Consider the following 20,306-nt stretch of genomic DNA (forward strand, 5'->3'; position numbering starts at 1 on the left):
ATTATCTTATAGTTCCAGGTAAATATGAATAGAACACTCTTGATGATTCTACACCGTCCACTGTAACTGTAATCGTATATGAAACAGTCATAGCTCTTTCTGGCATTTGAATAATTCTACCCGTATTGTCTAAGTATTCGGGGTAATCACTAACCATGCTGATTTGTGCGCCTTGGAATGTTGAAGCAATTAAATACTCATGTGCAAGCAGTTCTTCAAATAATGGTGTTAGTCCACCTCTAAGCATAGATTGTGGACACATTTTTCCACTAAAGTGATTATGGTATTTCATATGATCAACTGGTAAATTGTAATCAACTAAAAGTTGTGCTGATAATTTAGCAGTTCTTTGCCATACTCTATAGTTATCTCCATCTTGAGCAACTGATGTTTCAATACCAATACTATTTCTATTTCCGCCACCGATGAGTTCGTTATTTGTTCCCCAAACGACACCGGCTACTCTACTACCATCTCCAGCATGATAAGCTATTTCATCTAAAGGAACATGTTGATATACGTCTTTATCATCCATAGTATAATGCCATGAAACAAAGACATTACTGTTGATTGCGCCATTGTATAAATAATTAGCGTGTGCTAAAGCACCTTGTCCTGGACTTGTATTTGCGGTTTCGTGAATCGTTACATAATAAACATTTTCATCGTTATATCTAGGCATGTGATCTAGAGGATCAGATTTTTTGATGCCAGGTCTATTTACTCCGATTGGTATCATCTTTGAGGTGTTAATATCTAGTTCATCAAAGTAAAATCTTGATACACTCTCGTACTTGAAATCCATATAGTTATGTGTCACTCCATAAACTAACCATTTATGAGGTGTTGTATAGCTGATTTGTCCTGTGGTTAACACATCTAATAGATCAGATTCTAATAACTGATTATGGAATGTTAATGTGTATTCTGTTTGAACATCAGGGTGATTAGCAAGTGTAACTACGAATGTTACTTGACCTGCACTATGTGAAGAAACTTCACCAAATTGATTGATCGTAGCAACATCAGGATTCAATGATTCAAATAACACTGGTTCATCTGAAATTTGAACCGGAAATACGAGTGTATCTAGTGTTAATATATCACCAACAATGAGTTGTTGTGATGTCGTAGATGGTGAAACCTCTACCCCAGGATCTGTTGTTACTTCAACACTAACAATTGTGTTGATAGAAAAATCACTACCTAATCTTAATGTAACATCTGAAAAACCACTTTTTAAAGCGATAATGACACCATATGACTTAAAGAAAACTACTTCTGGATTTGATGTGATCAATCTAACTTTATCAGGATCTGATCCTATCGGTAACACCTCAAAATGAAATGTGTGTACCTCTGAAACTTCAAGTAACAACTCATTTGCTTCTGCGATAATTTTGACAGGGATTTTAGGATCATAATCTTCTATACTGACGATATCTGATGGATCACTATAAAACCCTCTCAAATCATGTTCAGTAATATTTTCAAAATCGCTATATAAAGGAGTTTCTACACCCCAATAATTTAATGTGAAATCAATATGATGATCCATATTAGCTTTTGCAGCTAATCCAGTGTAATTTGAAACTTCATTAAATCTCACATAATCAGCGATGTCAATTGATGATTTTGTTTGAAGTTCAATCGCGTTAATGACTTGATCAATCACATTTCTTTCAACTTGAACAACTGTTGAAGGATCATAATCTGACACTGCCATGATTGAGATTGCATGTTCTACATTTGTAATTTGATTGCCAAATACAATAATCTCACCATTTAGATAGTCTTCAATATAAATCGCATGACCATCTAAATTTGTAAATATATTTTGTTCGATATGAATATCATGAACTGTAGATAGATTTAAAAATTTGTCTACGGTTACTCCATCCACGTGATTATCTATAAAAGTGAAATTTCCTATACCAGCTTGATTCATAATCGTTGCTGATCCTGTAAAACTAAAGTTGCTCATGTGAATATGATCAGCTGCAATTTCAATACTGCCTGATAATATAGCACCTTCACTACCCATAAATGTTAAATTGTCTTGACTTACAACAAAATCTTCTTCATAAGACCCAGCAAATACGATTAAAGTTGCACCTTGTTCAGCTACTTCAAGGGCATCACTCATATTGGCGAATAAATCAACACCATACTCAAAATTTACACCTAAATGTAAAACAGTATCAGATGTGACTTTTGTTTCATCAACAAGCAAATAATTAACGATTTCAACTTCAAAAGTATCGGTAATACTATTATCAAAATCAGAAATAGCAGTAATCGTTACCATACCAGTCTTTAATGCAGTTAAAACCCCAGTTTCACTGATGGTTGCGATCTCGCTATCACTAGATGACCATGTTACATACTCATAAGCATCATCAGGTCCGACTTCTGCATTTAATGTCTGTGTTGTGTTTATATTAACTTTATTATGTCCTTGAATAATGATGGTTTCAGCTTCATTAAATACTCTAACTGTAATTTCTTCTCTGACTTCGTCATCATAACTTGAAATCACTTCAATTGTTGTTGTTCCATTTTTAAGTCCGGTGATTTCACCAGTTGCTGAAACTGTTAGAATTGTATCATCTTCAACTTCAAAATACACATCATCATTAGAAGTAAACGGAATGTCTTCAGTCATACCAACCCACATTTCATAATAATCTTGTTCTACTTCTAAGGTGATGATTTTTCGAACGATAATTGTAATCTCTATAGATACCGTTGGATCTGTTACAGATGTAACTGTAAGTGTTCCTTCACCTTCTTCGATTCCAGTGACATTACAATCATTATCAACATCAAATGTAGGATCATTTTTATCATCACAAACATATGTATCATTGCTTGTTATTTCGATAGCTATTGTTTCTCCTACTTTTAGTGTATAAGATGTTTGAGCTGACTCTAAAACAACATCCTTTTCAACAATCACAGCAAGCGTTACTTGAACCTCTGGGTTTATAGTAGACGTAATACTTACTGTAACCTCTCCTGGGCTTAATGCTTCTATAAGTCCTGAATCACTAACAGTTAAAACATCTTCATTACTGGATAAGTATGTTAATGTTTCATCATTACTTAATGCATCAATTTGATAGGTGTCTCCCTCTTTCAGTGTAATCTCTTGATCCGGGATAGATATTGTAATATCCTCTTCCACACACGCAAATAGACTAACTGATAAAATAAGTGCCATCCATATGTACGCAATTTTCTTATGCATGTTTATTTTCCTCCCTATACTCATATATTTTTTGAGCAATATGTTTTCTATAACCAATAATTTCATTAAGTTCTCGCTTCGGATGCACTGCATTTGATAACATGACAAAACCTATCTCATGTTTTCTATCGATGAACATATTACATCCGGTAAAACCTGTATGTAAAATCGTTTGATCAAAATCAGACATATCTGATGATGATCCACCTTTAGTTGGTTTATCCCATCCTAAAGCCCTTTTTAAGATGTTCCCATTCAAAGATGGCAACTCTTTTTGAACTTTGAATAATAAATCAACATTCTCTTTTTTTAACACAAATCTATTTTCTAATATACTTTTTATGAAAATATTTAAGTCATTAACTGTTGAAAATAATCCAGCGTGTCCTGCACCACCAATCGCAAAAGCTTTTTCATCGTGGACAAGACCCTTTAAAAATCCTTTATAGACTTCATCATCTCTAAATTCTGTTGGTGCACATCTATAACCATTTGGTTGATATGATGTATCTTTCATACCTAAAGGTTTAAAAATGATTTCTTGACTGTATTCATGTAAAGTTTTTCCAGTGATTTTTTCAATCATAAACCCAAGCAAAATAAATCCGATATCCGAGTATATAATATATTCACCTTTATTCACCTTCAGTTTAACACTTTTAATTTTATTTTCAACATCTTCTCTATCTCTTAAAGTGTTTGCTCTTGGAATATCCGCTGGAAGTCCTGATGAATGTGTAAGTAAGTCATAAACATTAGTTTCTGAAATTGGATAGTAATCGATGATTTCATTGACTTTTGTATCTAAGGTCAATTTGCTTTCTTCAATAAGTTTCATGATTAATGTCGTTGTTGAAACAACCTTAGTTAGTGATGCAACATCATAGATTTCATCACCCTTTAGTTTTACCTCTGAAGGGTAGAGTTGTTTATATCCAACATAATCGCTTTTGGGTATTTGATTTTTTTCGACATATCCAAAATGCACTCCAGGAAAGTGTTTTTTTAAAACACCTTCCTTTAGTATATTATTAATATTATTTATGATCATTTCCAAACCTTCTTTTTTAAATTACTTGATATGATTTGCTTGTTTTTTTCTTATGAAGAACAATGCTGATCCACCTAAAATAAAGCTGAATGTCATAAATATTGCACTAGAACCTGTAATCGCTGATCCACACCCTTTTTTTGGTGTAGGCTCTTCTATAGCAACACATGTTCCATCGATATATTCAAAACCATCTTCACACGTTGTACTCACAACTTCAAAAGAAATTGTGCTAACAAAACTTTCTACATCATAAGCTCCAATCGCTTTAAAACTGATTTCGTATGTGCCGGCCTCATCAACAACTATACGTTCATCATATAATGTCCATTGTCCGTTGTTGATCTTATAATATATCGCATCATTTGATGATAAGGTTAAAGTTACACTATCTTCATATTTACTACCGCTAATCAACGTACCAGTAATACTATATGTTGGCGAAGTCACTGCATTTACAATTTCAAGATTAATGGTTTCTATCAAACTTTCAAAACCATCTTCATCTACTGCTTTATATAAAATTGTATAATTTCCTATTTCATCGATGGTAATAGCTTCGGTATATAACGTCCAACTAGCGTTGTCAATCTTATAATAAACATCATACTCTGATGTAAAGTTTATTGTTGCATCAGTTTCATAAACATGATCGACAACCATATCACCTACAACATCTATTGTTGGAACTTCAATAACCTTAACAACGTCGCTTTCCCAAGGGAATGTTGCATACTTTGTCCAATAATGTTCTTGAATTCTTTCTAATGCTTGAACGACATTGTTATTAAAACTATTTAATGTTTTATAAGAGAAGAATGAACTACCAACAACACTGTCGTACTTAGATATGTATCTTAATTGTTCAGTAATCTCATTCGGATTATCCCAACTTCCATCAGCATATCGGTAAAATCCATGACCAATAATGAGATCAACTCCATGTGCTTCAGTTAACTGTGCCCACCAATCTACAAGATCAGCAAACGGCGCAGCTCCATGATCAAACTCCCAATAAAGTTGTGGCATGATGTAATCTAACCAACCTTCCATCACCCATTTTCTTGTGTCTGCATATTGATCACTATAACTTTGAAGTGCATATGGACTTGTATTTGATCCAAATGCTCCACCTGATAGCCAAATACCAAATGGACTGATACCAAATTCAACTGTTCTATCTCTATTTCTGTTCCAGTTGTTGATAGTAATATGAAGATTTTCGATTAACATATCAACATTTCTTCTGCGCCAATCATCAAGAGATTCACCAGTTAATTTTGTGTCGTTATACGTTTCTGCATCTTGTGAATCAGACATACCGCTATAACTATAGAAATAATCATCAAAATGAATGCCGTCAACATCATATTTAGACATTAACTCGTTCACTACATTAATGATGTAAGATCTTACACGTGGTTCTCCAGGATTTAGTATGAGTTTCCCTTGACTATCTTGAATGACTAAATCAGGATTTTGTTTTGCAAAATTCTCGTCATGAAGTGCATCTAGCTGAGTTTGTTTATCTGCCGTTCCAGTAGATACACGATATGGATTCAACCATGCATGTACTTCTATACCTCTATGATGAGCTTCATCCAAAATGAATTGGAATATATCCCAGCCCGGGTCTATACCTTCAGCTCCCATAATATATCTACTCCATGGTGCATAATCGCTATCATAAAATGCATCATTCATTGGTCGAACTTGGAAAAACATCACATTAAAGTTAAGCTCTTCTAATCGATCTAACATCGTTATGATTTCATTTTTATAACTATCTTCGCCATAATGCATGCCAATATCAATATTACTTACAGTTGCTACCCAAACAGCTCTAACTTCTGCATCTTTTTCTGTATATGTTGTTGGTAGTTCAACTGGTGTATTGGTTTGATAGTAATTTACATACTCACCATCACGAATCACAAATCTATTGGTTTCACTTGGTGGTATATTTAATCTTATGCGTTCAGAGATTGTCTCTGATACATTCAATGCTTCATCTTGAGCATAATATTCTAATGTATATGTTGCGTTTAAAGCTAAAATAAGTGTTTCACTATATAAATTCCAACTTGACCAAGTTTTACCATTGTGTAGTCGATAAAAAATCTCATCAGTGCCATTTGTACTTGACAAATCGACTAATGTTTCTTCAATGTAATATATATCCTCTTTTTCACCAGTAATTGTTAGAAGTGGATCTTCTGGAGGTGTTTGGTCAATGATGATTTCTTTAGTGACTTCATTCATAGTCGCATCATCATTTCTAAATACAATCGTATAAGTACCTTCAACATCTAATGTAAATGGTGCTGTATACGTATGCCAACCGCCACTATTGATTTGATATGATATAGAATCAGCATCACTTGTAAATGAAATTTCAGCATGTTGATAATATGGATCTCTACCAACACCATCAATTGAAATCACAGGATCAGGATAAGATTCTAGAGTTACCGCTATGCTTTGTGTATATATCTCAGACTCAATGCCTTCTGAATCAATCGTTTTGACCCTAAAGAAATATGTACCTGCTTGATCCAAAGTGATCGGACCTTCATATAGATTCCATTCGCCCACACTTCCTTTGTTGATTGCAACCCATATAGGATTTACATCAGATGCAAGCGTGACTGTAGATCCTACGACATATGCATCTCCAATCATTTCACCGTTAATAGTCAATGTAGGTACGTCTAAATTTTGTTTTTCTATTTCAAAGCTACGTGCTTGAACTAAACTTTCTTGAGCTAAACTATCGATAGCTTTATAGTAAACTGTATGTTCTCCTTGTTCATTAATTATAAATGGCGCAGTGTATAACTGCCAAATGCCATCACCAGTGTGATAGTAAATATCGTGTGTTGATGAGAGTGTGACTTCAACTTCTGTTCTATATACTCCACCATCTAAAGTTCCATCTAGACTTATTGTTGGTGCATCTACAGTACTCGTTTGCCATGTGTTTAAAGGTTTTGTCGTCCATAAATTAGTGGTCACTAAGTTCATATGTGTAGTATTCAAAAAATTTGCACTATATAACATAGAGCCTTTAATCTCCGGATGTTTCTGATTATATTTGATTTGTTCATAGAACTCAACTGTAGGATACTCTGTTCGATATATTCCGTGACCAATGATCAAGTCTACACCAGTGCCACGTACTGTTTCAGCCCACCAATCTACCACATCAGCATAAGGTGCCAATGAATGTTCTAAATTCCAATATATCTGTGGATTGATGTAATGAACCCATCCTTCATCAACCCATTTCTTTGAATCTGCATACTGACTATAATAACTTTGGATTGAACCTGAAGCAACGTTTGCCCCATCAGGTTCTCCAACTTTCCATAATCCGATCGGTGAAACACCAAATCTAACATCTTTATTGCTATCTGTATTATGTGTATCAATGACTGATTTTACTCCAGAGATAGCATTGTTTACACTTCTTCGTCTAAAATCTGAGAGTGTTTCATTGGTGAGCTTATAAGTGTTATAAGCATCTTGATCTTCTCCTGAAGGTAATCCACCATATGGATAAAAATAATCATCAAAATGAATACCATCAACATCATATAAATCCATGATTTCTGAGACGACATTCTTAATATAATCCACAACAGCTGGTTCACCTGGATTTAAGATATATTTTCCATCATTGTCTTGAATGACTAAATTTGGATTCATTCTCGCGAAATTGTTTGGTGCTAAGTCGTTTAATGCTTCAGCACTTGATGTTGTTACACGATAAGGATTCATCCATGCATGAAACTCAATGCCTCTTGCATGAGCTGCAGAAACCATATAAGCCATTGCATCCCATCCTGGATCTTGTCCTTCAGAACCTGCTAAATATCTACTAAAAGGTGCGTAAGCACTTTGATAAAATGCATCATTTCTAGGTCTTACTTGAAACAAGATAGCGTTTAGATTATTATCTTCAACATCATCTAGTAATGCATCAAATGCTGCTTTATATTGAGTTTCACTTGTGTGTAATGGGAAATTAAGATTGTATACTGTAGCAACCCACACACCTCTAAACTCACTTGTTCTTTCTACATATGTTTGTGGAGTCATCACTGGATTAGATGTACCATAATGATAAACATTGTCTCCATTTATTTGTAAAACTTCAAGTGGTCCATCGGCTTGTGTTGAAATAGACATACCCAAAGATCCTAGAAGTATGATTGCAAATATAAATAATATGATTTTCTTCATGTTGACCTTCCTCCCTGAAATAATTTCTTTAATCTTTTCATGCCTTCTTCTGTTTTACCTTCATCTATGAAAGTGTGATAAGTGAAAAAGACATGACCTTTAACTTCTTTATATTGTGAAACATATTTAACTTGATTAATGATCTCATTAGGGTTTTCAAACTCACCCTCATTACCTAAACGATAAGCACCATGTCCGACATATAAATCTACATCAGTATCCTTAACAGCATCTACCCAAAAGTCTACGATATCCGCAAATGGCGCAATTTCATGACCTAACTCCCAATAAATCTGCGGAACAATATAATCTATATATCCTTTTTTGACCCAGTCATAACTATCTGCATATTCGTTGCTATAACTTTGACTGCATTTTGGATCAGTATTTGACCCATGGTGTTCTTCGGTTTTATTTCTCCAAATGCCAAATGGAGAAACACCAAATCTTAGTTTAGGGTTTTCTTTTTTTATATGGTCATATACACGCTTGATGACTTCAGTTACTTGTTCTCTTCTAAAGTCGTCTAAAGTTTGTGTTTGGATTTCTCTTTGTTCATATTCTTTTAAATCGTTATCTTCATCGATTAATCCACCGTAAGGATAAAAATAATCATCAAAATGAATGCCATCAACATCATAATTTTGAATAAGTTCTAAAATAGTTTCGATAATAAAATCTTTAACTTCAGTTCTTGCAGGATTCAATATTAATTGTCCTCGGTGATCGGTGACCAGCATTTCAGGATGCTTTTTCGCAAAGTTTAAATCATCACAAGTATCTAAATACTCTGTTTTTGATAAACCTGTTTTCATAGAAACTCTATATGGATTCATCCACGCATGAAACTCAATATGATGCTTTCTAGCTTCTTCAATAATCCATTTTAAAACATCAAAAGGAGGTCTTTCTCCTTCTTTTCCAGTTAAAAATCGACTGTATGGATTAAGTTGGGATTCATAAAATGCATCATTAGTTGTTCTAACTTGAAAAATAATTGCGTTCATTTGATAAGCGTTGCACGTTTCAAATATTTCATAAACTTTCTTTTTGTACAGTTCAATATCTTGAGTCGTTGGCATATCTATGTTTAGAACATTTGATACCCATAGTGCTTTAAAAGATTTATCTTTATATGTATCTGGAATGATGATATGATCTTTTGTGTTGTAATGATAAATTGGTTCTTCTGGATGTTTATACTTAAATAATTTCATTTTTTACTCCTTATGATAGTATGTGAGTCGTTTTTCATTTAATAATCGATACGATTGAAATATAATATCAACTTCTCTAATATTGAACATTAAAGGGTGTGATTTAATCGCAAGAGAAACTTTATCCAAGTCTTTCAAATAGATAGCATCAGATAAGAGTTGCTCAAATGCTTTTTGATGTTGCAATAATCCTTTTATTTGAAGCGGTAATCTAGAAACATGAACAGGTATTGGACCATCTTTTGTGATTCTAGCGGTAACTTCAACAGCACAACCTTCTTCTAAATCTTCAACATGCCCATTATTGATTGTGTTTATGATTTGATAATCCCTTTTATCTTTAATCAGTGCATTTAATAGTTTTGCAGCTTTACTGCTGTATATTTCAAAATCAGATGATTGATAAGTTTTTAACACTTCTTCAATTGATGATTTTTGGAACATTTTGTAAAGATTCGTTTCAAATGCTTTTTTCATTGTCATAGGTGATTTGTTTTGACGACACTTCTTTAAAAATGTTTGTTTTTCATCGTCATGATAATAAAGCATCTTTAAATCAACACTCGGAAAGACACCTAAATCATTCAAAAATGTATTTGACCAAAAACAGAACTCTTCTGCTCGGTTTATAATGTCTAACAATTCATGTAGTCTATCTTTTTGTTTTTGAAATACACTGGTAATATATGTTAATGGATTAACTCCAGCAGCATATGTAATGAGTTGATTGGTTTTCACATGTAATGCTTTTGCAAAACATTCATTCATATCTTCAGGAACATTTGAGATACCTATGTATTTTTCAATTTCTGCATATCTAAATACGGATTCACTTATAATTCCCATCGGTTGCGATAAATTAATAAACCATGCATTTTCACAAGCAGTATTCATCATCTCAATTGCTTGATATATTTTAGGTATTGTTTTAATCGCTTTAAAGATACTTTTCATACCGTATAGATCAGATGAGAAAAGATCATTTTCACATAGCAATTTTTCATCACTTAAATCCGATGAATCTACATATAATCCAATACATGACAAGACATAATCGGCATCTTTTAAAGATTCTAGCATCTCTGTAGATGCAAACAACTTGATATCACTTTGATAGTATTTAAGTATTTTGTTGGAAAAATCATGAACACTTAATAAATAATCATGCTGGTCTTCATCATCAACAAGCCATATTTCTGATATAGTTTCATGGATTTTGTACTCAACAATCTTAGCAATAAGTTGAGGTATGTACGGCGATGCACCACCTAAAATAACTATTTTTTTATCTTGGTTCATCTTGGTTTACCTAGCTTTCGTTAATTTATGAATTAGACGTATTGAATTTGTCCTAATATTTTATATGTTTTTGCACCAGTTGCTGATTTCACATTTGATGGAAGTTTGTGTAATGTTTGGTTCGCCAAAATAACAAATGCTAATGCTTCTTTATAGGAACTGCTATATCCTAAATCTTCAAGCATGATGACTTTTGTGTCTGGCATTTTTTTTGCTATTTCGTTTCTTATAAAGTGATTGTATGCTCCACCACCACATAAAACAAGTTCATCCACTGGAGCTTGAATGAGTTTATGATAACTATCAACGATAGAATCAACAGTAATCATAGATAACGTTTGAATAATATCTTCTTTAGGGTATGCTTTATACTTCTTAATCATTTTTAATGTATATTCTGATCCAAATATTTCTCTGCCTGTAGATTTTGGATAAATTTGATTAAAATATGGATGACGATAGATTTCATCATACATTTTTTCAATCAGCTTTCCTTTGGAAGCGATGATTCCATCTTTATCATATTCCAAATTATATAATACTTGACAAGCTTCATTGATCATCATATTTCCGGGGCCGCTGTCAAATGCAATCACATCATCAAGTGTACCGTTTTTCTTTAAATAGGTCATATTAGCTATACCACCAATATTATGAATCGATCTATTAATTATTTTGTCAGTAAATAGAATATAGTCTGCATATGGTACAAGTGGAGCACCTTGACCACCACTAGCGATATCAGCATTTCTAAAATTATAAACAACAGTTGTACTCGTCATATCAGCTATAATCGCCGCTTCTCCAAGTTGTAGACTAGATCTATATGCTCCTTTTTCATCTTTCGCAATATGATAAATGGTTTGACCATGTGATGCGATAAAATCAATGTTATTCAAATCTATTTGATAGTCTTTTGCAAAATCTAAAACAGCTTGACCAAATACATAACCAAGCTCAACATTCAAACTAGATATGAGTTTTGAGGAGGATAATTTTTCATCCATTGCTTGATGGATTTGAGAGATAACATCTTCACTTAATGGATAAGTATTCTCATAAATAACTTTCACTTTTGTATCTAAAGATACACCTGATATTTCTGTTAATACAACATCAATACCATCAAGTGATGTTCCACTCATCAATCCAATTGCCAATTTTTTCATATATACACCTTTCCACTATCATTATAATTCAAAATACATAGAAAAAAAGAAAGCGCTTCAGTTTAGGTTGTTTTTTTCAAGTTTAAAAAAAACAAGCACTCCCATGAAAAAAACATCTTCTATAAAGAAGATGCTTATCGTTTAAATTTTTTAAATGTTTTATACGTCATTTCTAATGTTCTAACAGACCTATCAATATCCACATATGCACATCTAGCAAATAATGCATCAACCATACACATCTGTGAAATTCTTGAAGTGGTTGCTGCACTTCTAAATTCTCCTTCAAGAGATGTAGTATATAGTACGACATCTGATAAATCAGCTAACATTGAACTGCCTATTTTTGTAATGCTAATAATTTTAGCTTTGTTTTCTCTTGCCAGTAACGCTGCACTTATGATTTCTTTAGTTTTTCCTGAGTTTGAAATAAAGATGATTACATCTTTTTGATTGATGAAAGTTGCATCAACCAACTGGTCATGTGATTCACCCTGTGCAATACAAAACTTATTAATTCTTCTAAGTTTCATTTCCAAGTCTTTGCATACCAAATAAGATGATCCTTTACCAAAGATTAAAATCTTTCTTGCGCTCATGATAATTTCAGCTGCTTTAGTAACAGTTTCTTCATCATATAGTTTAAGTGTATCTTCTAAGACTTTAATATTGTTTTCTATTGCAGATTGTCCACAATGAGAATCTTTGGTTAAAATAACATCTGTATATTCTTTGTTTTCAGGCACTTCAACTTTAGCATTCGCAAGGATGAAATCGATTTTAAAATCTTTAAATCCTTTATAGCCTAATTTCTTACACATTCTTACAACAGATGCAGGAGATGTATAAGCAGCCTCAGCTATTTTTTCAACGCTAAAATCTTTTAGTATAGCCTTATTCTCTATTAAATAATCTAAGACTGCGCGTTCAGCCATGCTTAAGTCTTCTTTATATTTAAGCATATTTAACATGACACTAATATCAATCACCTCAGGTTATTTATTCACTTACACATGTAAGTGTTTTCACAAATTATATTATACCATTTAATTTGTTTTTTTGAAACTCATATTTATTTAGTATAACCCAAAATGAAAGTATCTATAATTATTCTAAATGACTTTCCCAGGATTCAGGATATGTTTTGGATCAAAGCTCTCTTTGATTCCTTTCATGATCTTTAGTTGTTTTTCGCCCAGCAAATCTTTCATATAAGATTTTTTAGCAAAACCTATACCATGTTCACCAGAAACCAAACCACCATAACTAAATGCTTTTTGATACATTAAATGAAAGCCTTTATCAATTTTTTCCTTCCATATCTTTTCATCCATTGAATCTTTACAGAAATAGATATGTAGATTACCATCACCAACATGACCAAAATAAGGAATTCTAATATCTAATGCTTCTGATAATTCTCTAACATATGTTAAAAACTCAGAAATATTAGATCTTGGGAGTACAACATCACATTCATCAATAGCATCTGATGAAGATTTGATGGCTTCTAAAAATCCACCTCTTACATTCCAAACACTACTTCTTCTCTCTTCAGTATCCACTAAAAATACATCAATGGCATTATATTTTTCTAAACACAGCTTACTCGCTTTTTCAATATCTTCATCAATCGCTTTTTCATTATTACCGTCATAACTTAAAAGTAAGTAAGCTTCAAAATTATTATGAGGTATTTTTTTACCTAAAAACTCTTCGCTGTATTGCAATGATTGTTTTTCTAAGAACTCTACAGCAACCGGAAGTACATGCTCCATAATTAACTTAGGTGCAGCTGCAATCGCATCTTCTCTATTGATAAATGGTACGAGTAAGCTTACTGTCTTCAGTGGTTTTGGAATCAGTTTTAAAGTTGCTTCTACAATGATGGCTAACGTTCCTTCGCTACCTATGATTAAATCCTTTAATCCATAACCAGTAGAATTTTTAACAACTTTTCCACCAAATTTTTCGATTGACCCATCCGGTAGTACAACTTCTAAACCGCGAACCCAATCTCTAGTTACTCCATATTTGATTGCTCTCATCCCACCAGCATTTGTAGAAATATTCCCACCAATTGTTGCTGTCTTTTCACCTGGATCTGGTGCGTAGAACAATCCTTCTTTTTCTACATGTTCGTAAATATCTAAAAGTAAAACTCCTGGTTCAACTCTCAGAGTTAAGTTTGTTTTATCTAACTCAATGATTCTATTCATTCTAGATGTATCAAGTAAAATACCACCATAAATAGGTACACATGCCCCCACCAAACCAGTACCTGCACCTCTTACTGTTACAGGAATGTTTTGTTCGTATGCATATGCCATGATATGAGATATCTCTTCTTTTGAAGTTACCAGGATATGCACATCAGGATATGCACTTACAGTTCCTAGTTCATCGTGTGAAAAATCTTTTTCAATATCTTCTTTAACAAAGAATCTTTCTTGATCTACAAAAGATGATAATATCTTGATGTCTTTTTCATCTATTTTTTTATAGGTCATCTTTTAGCCTCCAATATTTGATCTACCATTTTATTTAGTTCTGGTAATACTTCATAAACATCACCGACAATTGCATAATGGCTTATATCAAATAGTTTATTATGTTTATCCTTATTAACGCTAATGATAAGCTCACTATCTTTCATACCTTCAATAAATTGTACTGCTCCACTAATGCCTAGATTGATAATTAATTTTGGCTTCACCGTTCTTCCGCTAAGCCCAATTTGTTTTTTCGCATCGAACCATCCATTTTCTATTAAAGGTCTTGTACATGCGATTTCCGCGTTTAATTTTTTTCTAAGTGGTTCGATCAAATCTAAGTCTTTCTGTTTTTTAAATGCTCGACCTACTGCGATAATGACTTCGGCATCACTGATGTCATCAACCTTAGGTTTTGGATAGTGGTCTAAAATATTTATTGTTGTTTCTTTAGAAATTTCACTTACATTTTCATAAATAATTTCACCAAAAGGTTTTACCTTTTCAGGTTTATCAAACATTTTATATCTAATGGTTGCCATTTGTGGACGATCGTTTGGTGTATGGATTTTAGCCATGATATTTCCACCAAAAGCTGGTCTGATTTGTAGTAAGTCTTTACCTTCAGTCATATCTAACATCGTACAATCTGCAGTTAAACCAGTTTTTAATCTAGCTGCAACTTTAGGAGCAAAACTTCTTCCCATTGGTGTACCACCATATAAAAACACGTTATTTTTATGTTTATTAAAGAACGCTTCAACAACATTCGTATAAAGTTCTACATTAAAATCCTTAAAGGAATGATCTTCGTAAACAAATACTTTATCAACACCATAAGTTAATGTTTCTTCAGCAATATGTTCTACATCATCACCAATGATGAGTGCATAGACTTTTTCATTGCTTTTCTCGGCAAGTTCTTTTGCTTTACCAATGAGTTCGAAACTTACAGGGTGCGCAACATTGTGATGTTGTTCAACGAACACAACAATACCGTTATATAGACTCTTATCAATTTTAGGTTTTGGATTATCAATAAGTTCACATACACCATCAGGTCCTTTTTTAACACACATCTTACAAATCCTGCAAGATGCGTTAATTGATAAATATGCATCTTGATACTCGAATGCATTAAAAGGACACATGTCAATGAGTTTATCTGCAATTTCTTTAGTGACTTTGTCTTGATTTACTTTTATATATGCCATAAACAATCACCTACACAAATTTGCTTTCTTTTAAAATATCATACATTGCTTTTGATAAGACTTTACTTGATCCTTCGATAAGTTTTGATGCCATCTTTTTATTTGGAGGGAATATTTCTTCAACTTGTGTTGGAGAACCACTTAATCCATAATGCTCAGGATCTTGATCTTCTAGATGTTTTAATGAGATCATGGGAATTTGATATCCAATAAATTTTTCCTTTCGTCTAAACGACGGAAGTCTAGGTACATAACTATCTTTTTCAACTGTAATCAAACAAGGAAATTTCACTTCGATTTTCTCATCATATAAATCATACCCACTAATAACGATCACTGAATCCTTTTTAACCTCAACGATTTGTTTGATATAAGGGACGTGAGGAATACCTAAAAATTCAGCAATTTCAGGCCCTACTTGTGCAGTATCACCGTCTGTAGTTTGTTTCCCACAAACAATCAAATCATAATCATCAATATGTCTAATCAATTGACTCAGTGTATAAGAAGTCGCAAGCACATCAGCGCCAGCAAATCTTCTATCAGAAATTAAAGTTGCCTCATCAGCACCCATATATAAAGCTTCGCTTAAAACACTGGTTGCGCTTGGCGGCCCCATCGTAATTGCATGTACTGATACATCATCTTTCATTTCTTTAACTTTAAAAGATGCCTCTAGTGCATATAAATCATATGGATTCATTTTTACATTATTGCCGTCTCTTATGAGCACTCCTGTTTTAGGATCAACTTCAACCTGTGATGAAGCTGGCACTTGTTTAATACATGTTATTATCTTCAAAATTAACACCTCTACATTCAATTCTACATTAATAACATATCATAGATATGTAAAACAAAAAAGAACATACGTCATTAGACATATGTTTTTTTCATGATTAGGAAAATATATTCATTTTTTTAATCATTAATTGATGATTTTGTATAATCTTTAATCATATCAATGAGTAAGCTAATATCGTTAGGATAAACTTGATAAAGAAATGAGGTTGTGTAATCTGATGATTTATAGTCTACTCCACCTTTAGCCCTAACTGTGATCTCATGAATTCCAACATCTAGATCAAGTAACAACTCGTTATCATCAACAATGGTTTCAACACCATTGATCAAAACACTATAGGATATACTTCCTGGAACTTCGTTAAATCTCAACACATTTTGATCATCAACATAAATGTTCGTTGGTTGTGCAAGTTGATCTCTTAAATCTGGCCAAGTAGGAATTGGATCTGGGACAGGTTTATGCTCACCTTTGACTATAAACACACCATTACTAATACTTCTGAGTCTACCATCTGATGGTGTATTTAAAATCAAATAACCACCATTTTCAAAGTCTTTTAATGTCATGGTTGAAGATCCACCACCATCTAAATTATATGCTTGATCTGCGCCAAAGTATGCCATAACTTCTCCCATTTCACGTAAAGTTACACCATCCATCATCATTGGCATATTTCTTCCATCAACAACAACAAAGAATACTGTTCCATCATCTTTAACACCTACTGCTGTACGTGGTGCTCTATAGTTCCATGCAGCTCCTGCATTTAGAGTTGCATTTGGTTGTCCATCGATAACAAGTGGTTGTTGATCAGAGCCAAGAGCGAATCTAACATTTTCAAAATCGCCAATTACATCTTGTTGTATCACTACAACATCTGTTTCAGTAATTAAATCATCGTTATTAAAATCTTTACCCGCAATAACAAATTGGTTCTCCAAAATATCATCTTGTGATGTTGTCTGTTTGTTTAGTACCCCTTTACAAAAATAACTACCGTTTGCTTCTGTGATTTTTGTATCGATACCATCTAAATAAACTTTATTGATATCCGCAGGTAATACGTTTAAATGATTATCAAAATAAACACTAATTTCTTCGTCATTTTGTGGATTGCTATTAATTCTGTTTACTTTAATTTTATTTTTAAGCTGCCCTTCATCATTGAAAACTAACAACTCATAACCATCAAACTGTGGTACTCCATAAACTACATCGCCATCATCTTCAAAACCAACAACTGGACGATTAGAATTTCCGCCAGCACCATATATAACTTCAAAGTTTCTCATATATACTGCAATTGGTCTTCCGGTATTATTAATGTCGTAAAAATCACCGTTAACACCACCTAAAACTTCAAAATGATCATATCTGTTGTGTACGTTTTCTACTAGTGCATGAATATTAAACATCCCCCACTTGCCATCAGCATCTTGATGCGAGTAATAATTATCCCCAGTGACAATATTTAAAGCTGTATTGGTCTTTACGTTTGCGCCAATATAATTCATCACTTGATTAGATACTACACCATCATAATCGATAGTCCCAGTAACTTTTGTATGTCTTACTCCTTCATTATATTCAGTATATTTTGTTGCTTCATTAACTCTAAAATAAGCATAAGTTGAAGGTGCTTCAAATGCTCCAAAAGCAAATACTGTAAGTAGTATAAATATCAATATCTTTTTCATATTTTATACCTCCCTAGACTGTTGGTAATAGAAGTTCAACTTCATTAATCATACCAAATGTAAAAGTTAATTGATAAACCAAATCTCCTGATACTACATCAAATTTAAAATAATCTAGGACATCTTCATTAAGCCCTATTTTAAAGTTGTTTAATGCACCATTTGGGAAATAATCCTCTAACATACCTGATATACTTACTAGATGTTGACTACCTAATAAATAATAGTCACCCATCTTTGTAAACCATCTAGGATCTAAATCTTCATATATATTAAATCCATTGACTTCGTCAATAGACTCTAAGACAAAAACATCACCTTGCTTCATGTATGCATTTATCCCCGTAGATGTTGTCTCATAATATGTAATATCATTTTCTCCCATTTCAAATAAAGCGATATTGTCATCAAAACTTAAAGTCATCTCATACGTATACTCAATTGTATTTTCACTATAACTTATAACGACACCCATTTGATAATTGGTTAGACTTATCGTGTTATTAAGTGCAATTTTTATATCTTCTAGATCTTGATCAATAACAACACAAACTCCGTCTTGTTCTTCCCTATTATCACCACATACCAAAGGTTCCTCTTCAACAGTTATCTCTCTAGTTACTGTTACTTCTTTGCCATCACTACCAGTAACTTTATAAGTCAATGTATAAGTACCAGCAACACTCGTATCGACTGCACCTTCAACCTCAATCTCAGATGCATCTATAAAACCATCTTCTGTATCAACAGCTGACACACCATCAAGTGGATCAAAATCAGATCCAAATGGAACTGTAATATCAGATACTCCTAAGAACGATGCTGTTTCTGTATCCGATCCTCTTTCACATCCAATGACAGATAAAACAATCATGATCATTAGACATACTTTAAATATTTTCATATAACTCCCTCTTTCACTTTTTTAGTGTATAATTTCATTCTATATCTTCTATTGTGAAAATAATTTTTAATACCTAAAAAAAGAACCGTTTCTAATGAAACGGCGCTATTTTATAACATTTTATCAATTCGATTTTGAACATCTTTCTTGAATCTTTCTATATAATCCAACACATATGCTGAAATATCTAATGAATCATCTTCAATAAGTGGTGTTAAATCCATAGCTAAACTCACTGCATTGGTCTTATCCACAAAATGAGATTCACTGAAGGTTGCGTTCGCAAGTCTTCTGCCAAGTGCTGCTAAGTCATAACGTTTACCACCAACGATCTGTGAGTCAAAAACTTCAACTAAACTTGCAGCTAGATTTGGATGAGCACTCACATCAAAACTAACTTTTTCAGAATCAACCATCCAATCTAAATTTCTCCACACCTCACATCCATATACTTTTTCTGGACGATCTTTCTTATCCATTTTTCTTATCGCTTTGATGACTTTAGTTGTCACACCAATATGTGTATCATGCTTATCTGCAAGGTTGTGTGTGTATAATACTTTTGGTTTTGCTTGATTAAGTAGCATAAGCATCTCATCAACAATTTCTGTATTTTCAGGGTCTTTAACTTCTTTGCTTGGATGATCCAGTAAAGCAAGAGCTCCAAATTCACCAATAAAAGCTGCCTTTTTTTGTTCAAGTTTTCTAATGTTAATCATATCTTCATCAGTGTAGTTCTTGTATCCACCGTCTCTAGCACTTCCAGAACCGTTTGTGACAACAACTCCAAAGAACCACTCTTCTGGATTATTAAAACATTTTAAAATACCATCATATGCCATAATTTCAATATCGTCTTGATGAGCTGCTATCGACATATAAGTTGTGCGGTTAATCGCTTCTTCAACTGGTTTACCATCAAATACAAAAAATTCTGCGGTTGGTTTTAATAATTTCATT

Annotated in this window: 13 protein-coding genes; all 13 read right to left on the minus strand. The window is 33.0% G+C overall.

The features are described from left to right. Position 1: 1 nt before the first annotated feature. The 13 genes from BK011_10270 to BK011_10330 all read right to left on the minus strand — a co-directional run bounded on the left by BK011_10270 (position 2) and on the right by BK011_10330 (position 20,305). Positions 2 to 3,250, minus strand: a complete 3,249-nt coding sequence (locus BK011_10270) for a hypothetical protein (protein ID AUD66053.1) — start codon at positions 3,248 to 3,250, stop codon at positions 2 to 4. Continuing rightward, entirely contained in the window at positions 3,243 to 4,301 is a 1,059-nt protein-coding gene (locus tag BK011_10275) for a hypothetical protein (GenBank protein ID AUD66054.1), read from the minus strand. Before BK011_10275 ends, BK011_10270 begins: the two co-directional genes overlap by 8 nt. A gap of 21 nt (positions 4,302 to 4,322) precedes the next feature. Continuing rightward, entirely contained in the window at positions 4,323 to 8,546 is a 4,224-nt protein-coding gene (locus tag BK011_10280; GenBank protein AUD66055.1) for a hypothetical protein, read from the minus strand. Beyond that, positions 8,543 to 9,763, minus strand: coding sequence for a hypothetical protein (locus tag BK011_10285; protein ID AUD66056.1), 1,221 nt, complete (start codon positions 9,761 to 9,763; stop codon positions 8,543 to 8,545). The genes BK011_10280 and BK011_10285 overlap by 4 nt, the downstream gene beginning before the upstream one ends. A gap of 3 nt (positions 9,764 to 9,766) precedes the next feature. Further along, on the minus strand, positions 9,767 to 11,062 hold the full coding sequence (locus tag BK011_10290) for a hypothetical protein (GenBank protein ID AUD66057.1): 1,296 nt from the start codon (positions 11,060 to 11,062) through the stop codon (positions 9,767 to 9,769). A gap of 32 nt (positions 11,063 to 11,094) precedes the next feature. Further along, the gene (locus BK011_10295; GenBank protein AUD66194.1) at positions 11,095 to 12,207 is read right to left on the minus strand and encodes an anhydro-N-acetylmuramic acid kinase; all 1,113 of its coding nucleotides are present in this window, start codon (positions 12,205 to 12,207) and stop codon (positions 11,095 to 11,097) included. Between the two features lie 158 nt (positions 12,208 to 12,365). Further along, on the minus strand, positions 12,366 to 13,202 hold the full coding sequence (locus BK011_10300; protein ID AUD66058.1) for a hypothetical protein: 837 nt from the start codon (positions 13,200 to 13,202) through the stop codon (positions 12,366 to 12,368). A gap of 141 nt (positions 13,203 to 13,343) precedes the next feature. After that, positions 13,344 to 14,741, minus strand: a complete 1,398-nt coding sequence (locus BK011_10305; GenBank protein AUD66059.1) for a 2-hydroxy-acid oxidase — start codon at positions 14,739 to 14,741, stop codon at positions 13,344 to 13,346. Then, positions 14,738 to 15,937, minus strand: coding sequence for an electron transfer flavoprotein subunit alpha (locus BK011_10310; GenBank protein AUD66060.1), 1,200 nt, complete (start codon positions 15,935 to 15,937; stop codon positions 14,738 to 14,740). Before BK011_10310 ends, BK011_10305 begins: the two co-directional genes overlap by 4 nt. A 10-nt stretch (positions 15,938 to 15,947) precedes the next feature. Continuing rightward, on the minus strand, positions 15,948 to 16,739 hold the full coding sequence (locus BK011_10315) for an electron transfer flavoprotein subunit beta (GenBank protein AUD66061.1): 792 nt from the start codon (positions 16,737 to 16,739) through the stop codon (positions 15,948 to 15,950). Between the two features lie 119 nt (positions 16,740 to 16,858). Beyond that, on the minus strand, positions 16,859 to 18,442 hold the full coding sequence (locus BK011_10320) for a hypothetical protein (GenBank protein AUD66062.1): 1,584 nt from the start codon (positions 18,440 to 18,442) through the stop codon (positions 16,859 to 16,861). A 13-nt stretch (positions 18,443 to 18,455) separates the two neighbouring features. Beyond that, complete coding sequence (locus BK011_10325; GenBank protein ID AUD66063.1) at positions 18,456 to 19,346, minus strand: hypothetical protein; 891 nt, start codon at positions 19,344 to 19,346, stop codon at positions 18,456 to 18,458. A 110-nt stretch (positions 19,347 to 19,456) separates the two neighbouring features. After that, complete coding sequence (locus BK011_10330; protein ID AUD66064.1) at positions 19,457 to 20,305, minus strand: PIG-L family deacetylase; 849 nt, start codon at positions 20,303 to 20,305, stop codon at positions 19,457 to 19,459. Position 20,306: the final 1 nt, after the last annotated feature.

It is taken from the genome of Tenericutes bacterium MZ-XQ (assembly GCA_002838205.1).
Classification (GTDB): Bacteria; Bacillota_I; Bacilli_A; order Acholeplasmatales; family Acholeplasmataceae; genus Mariniplasma.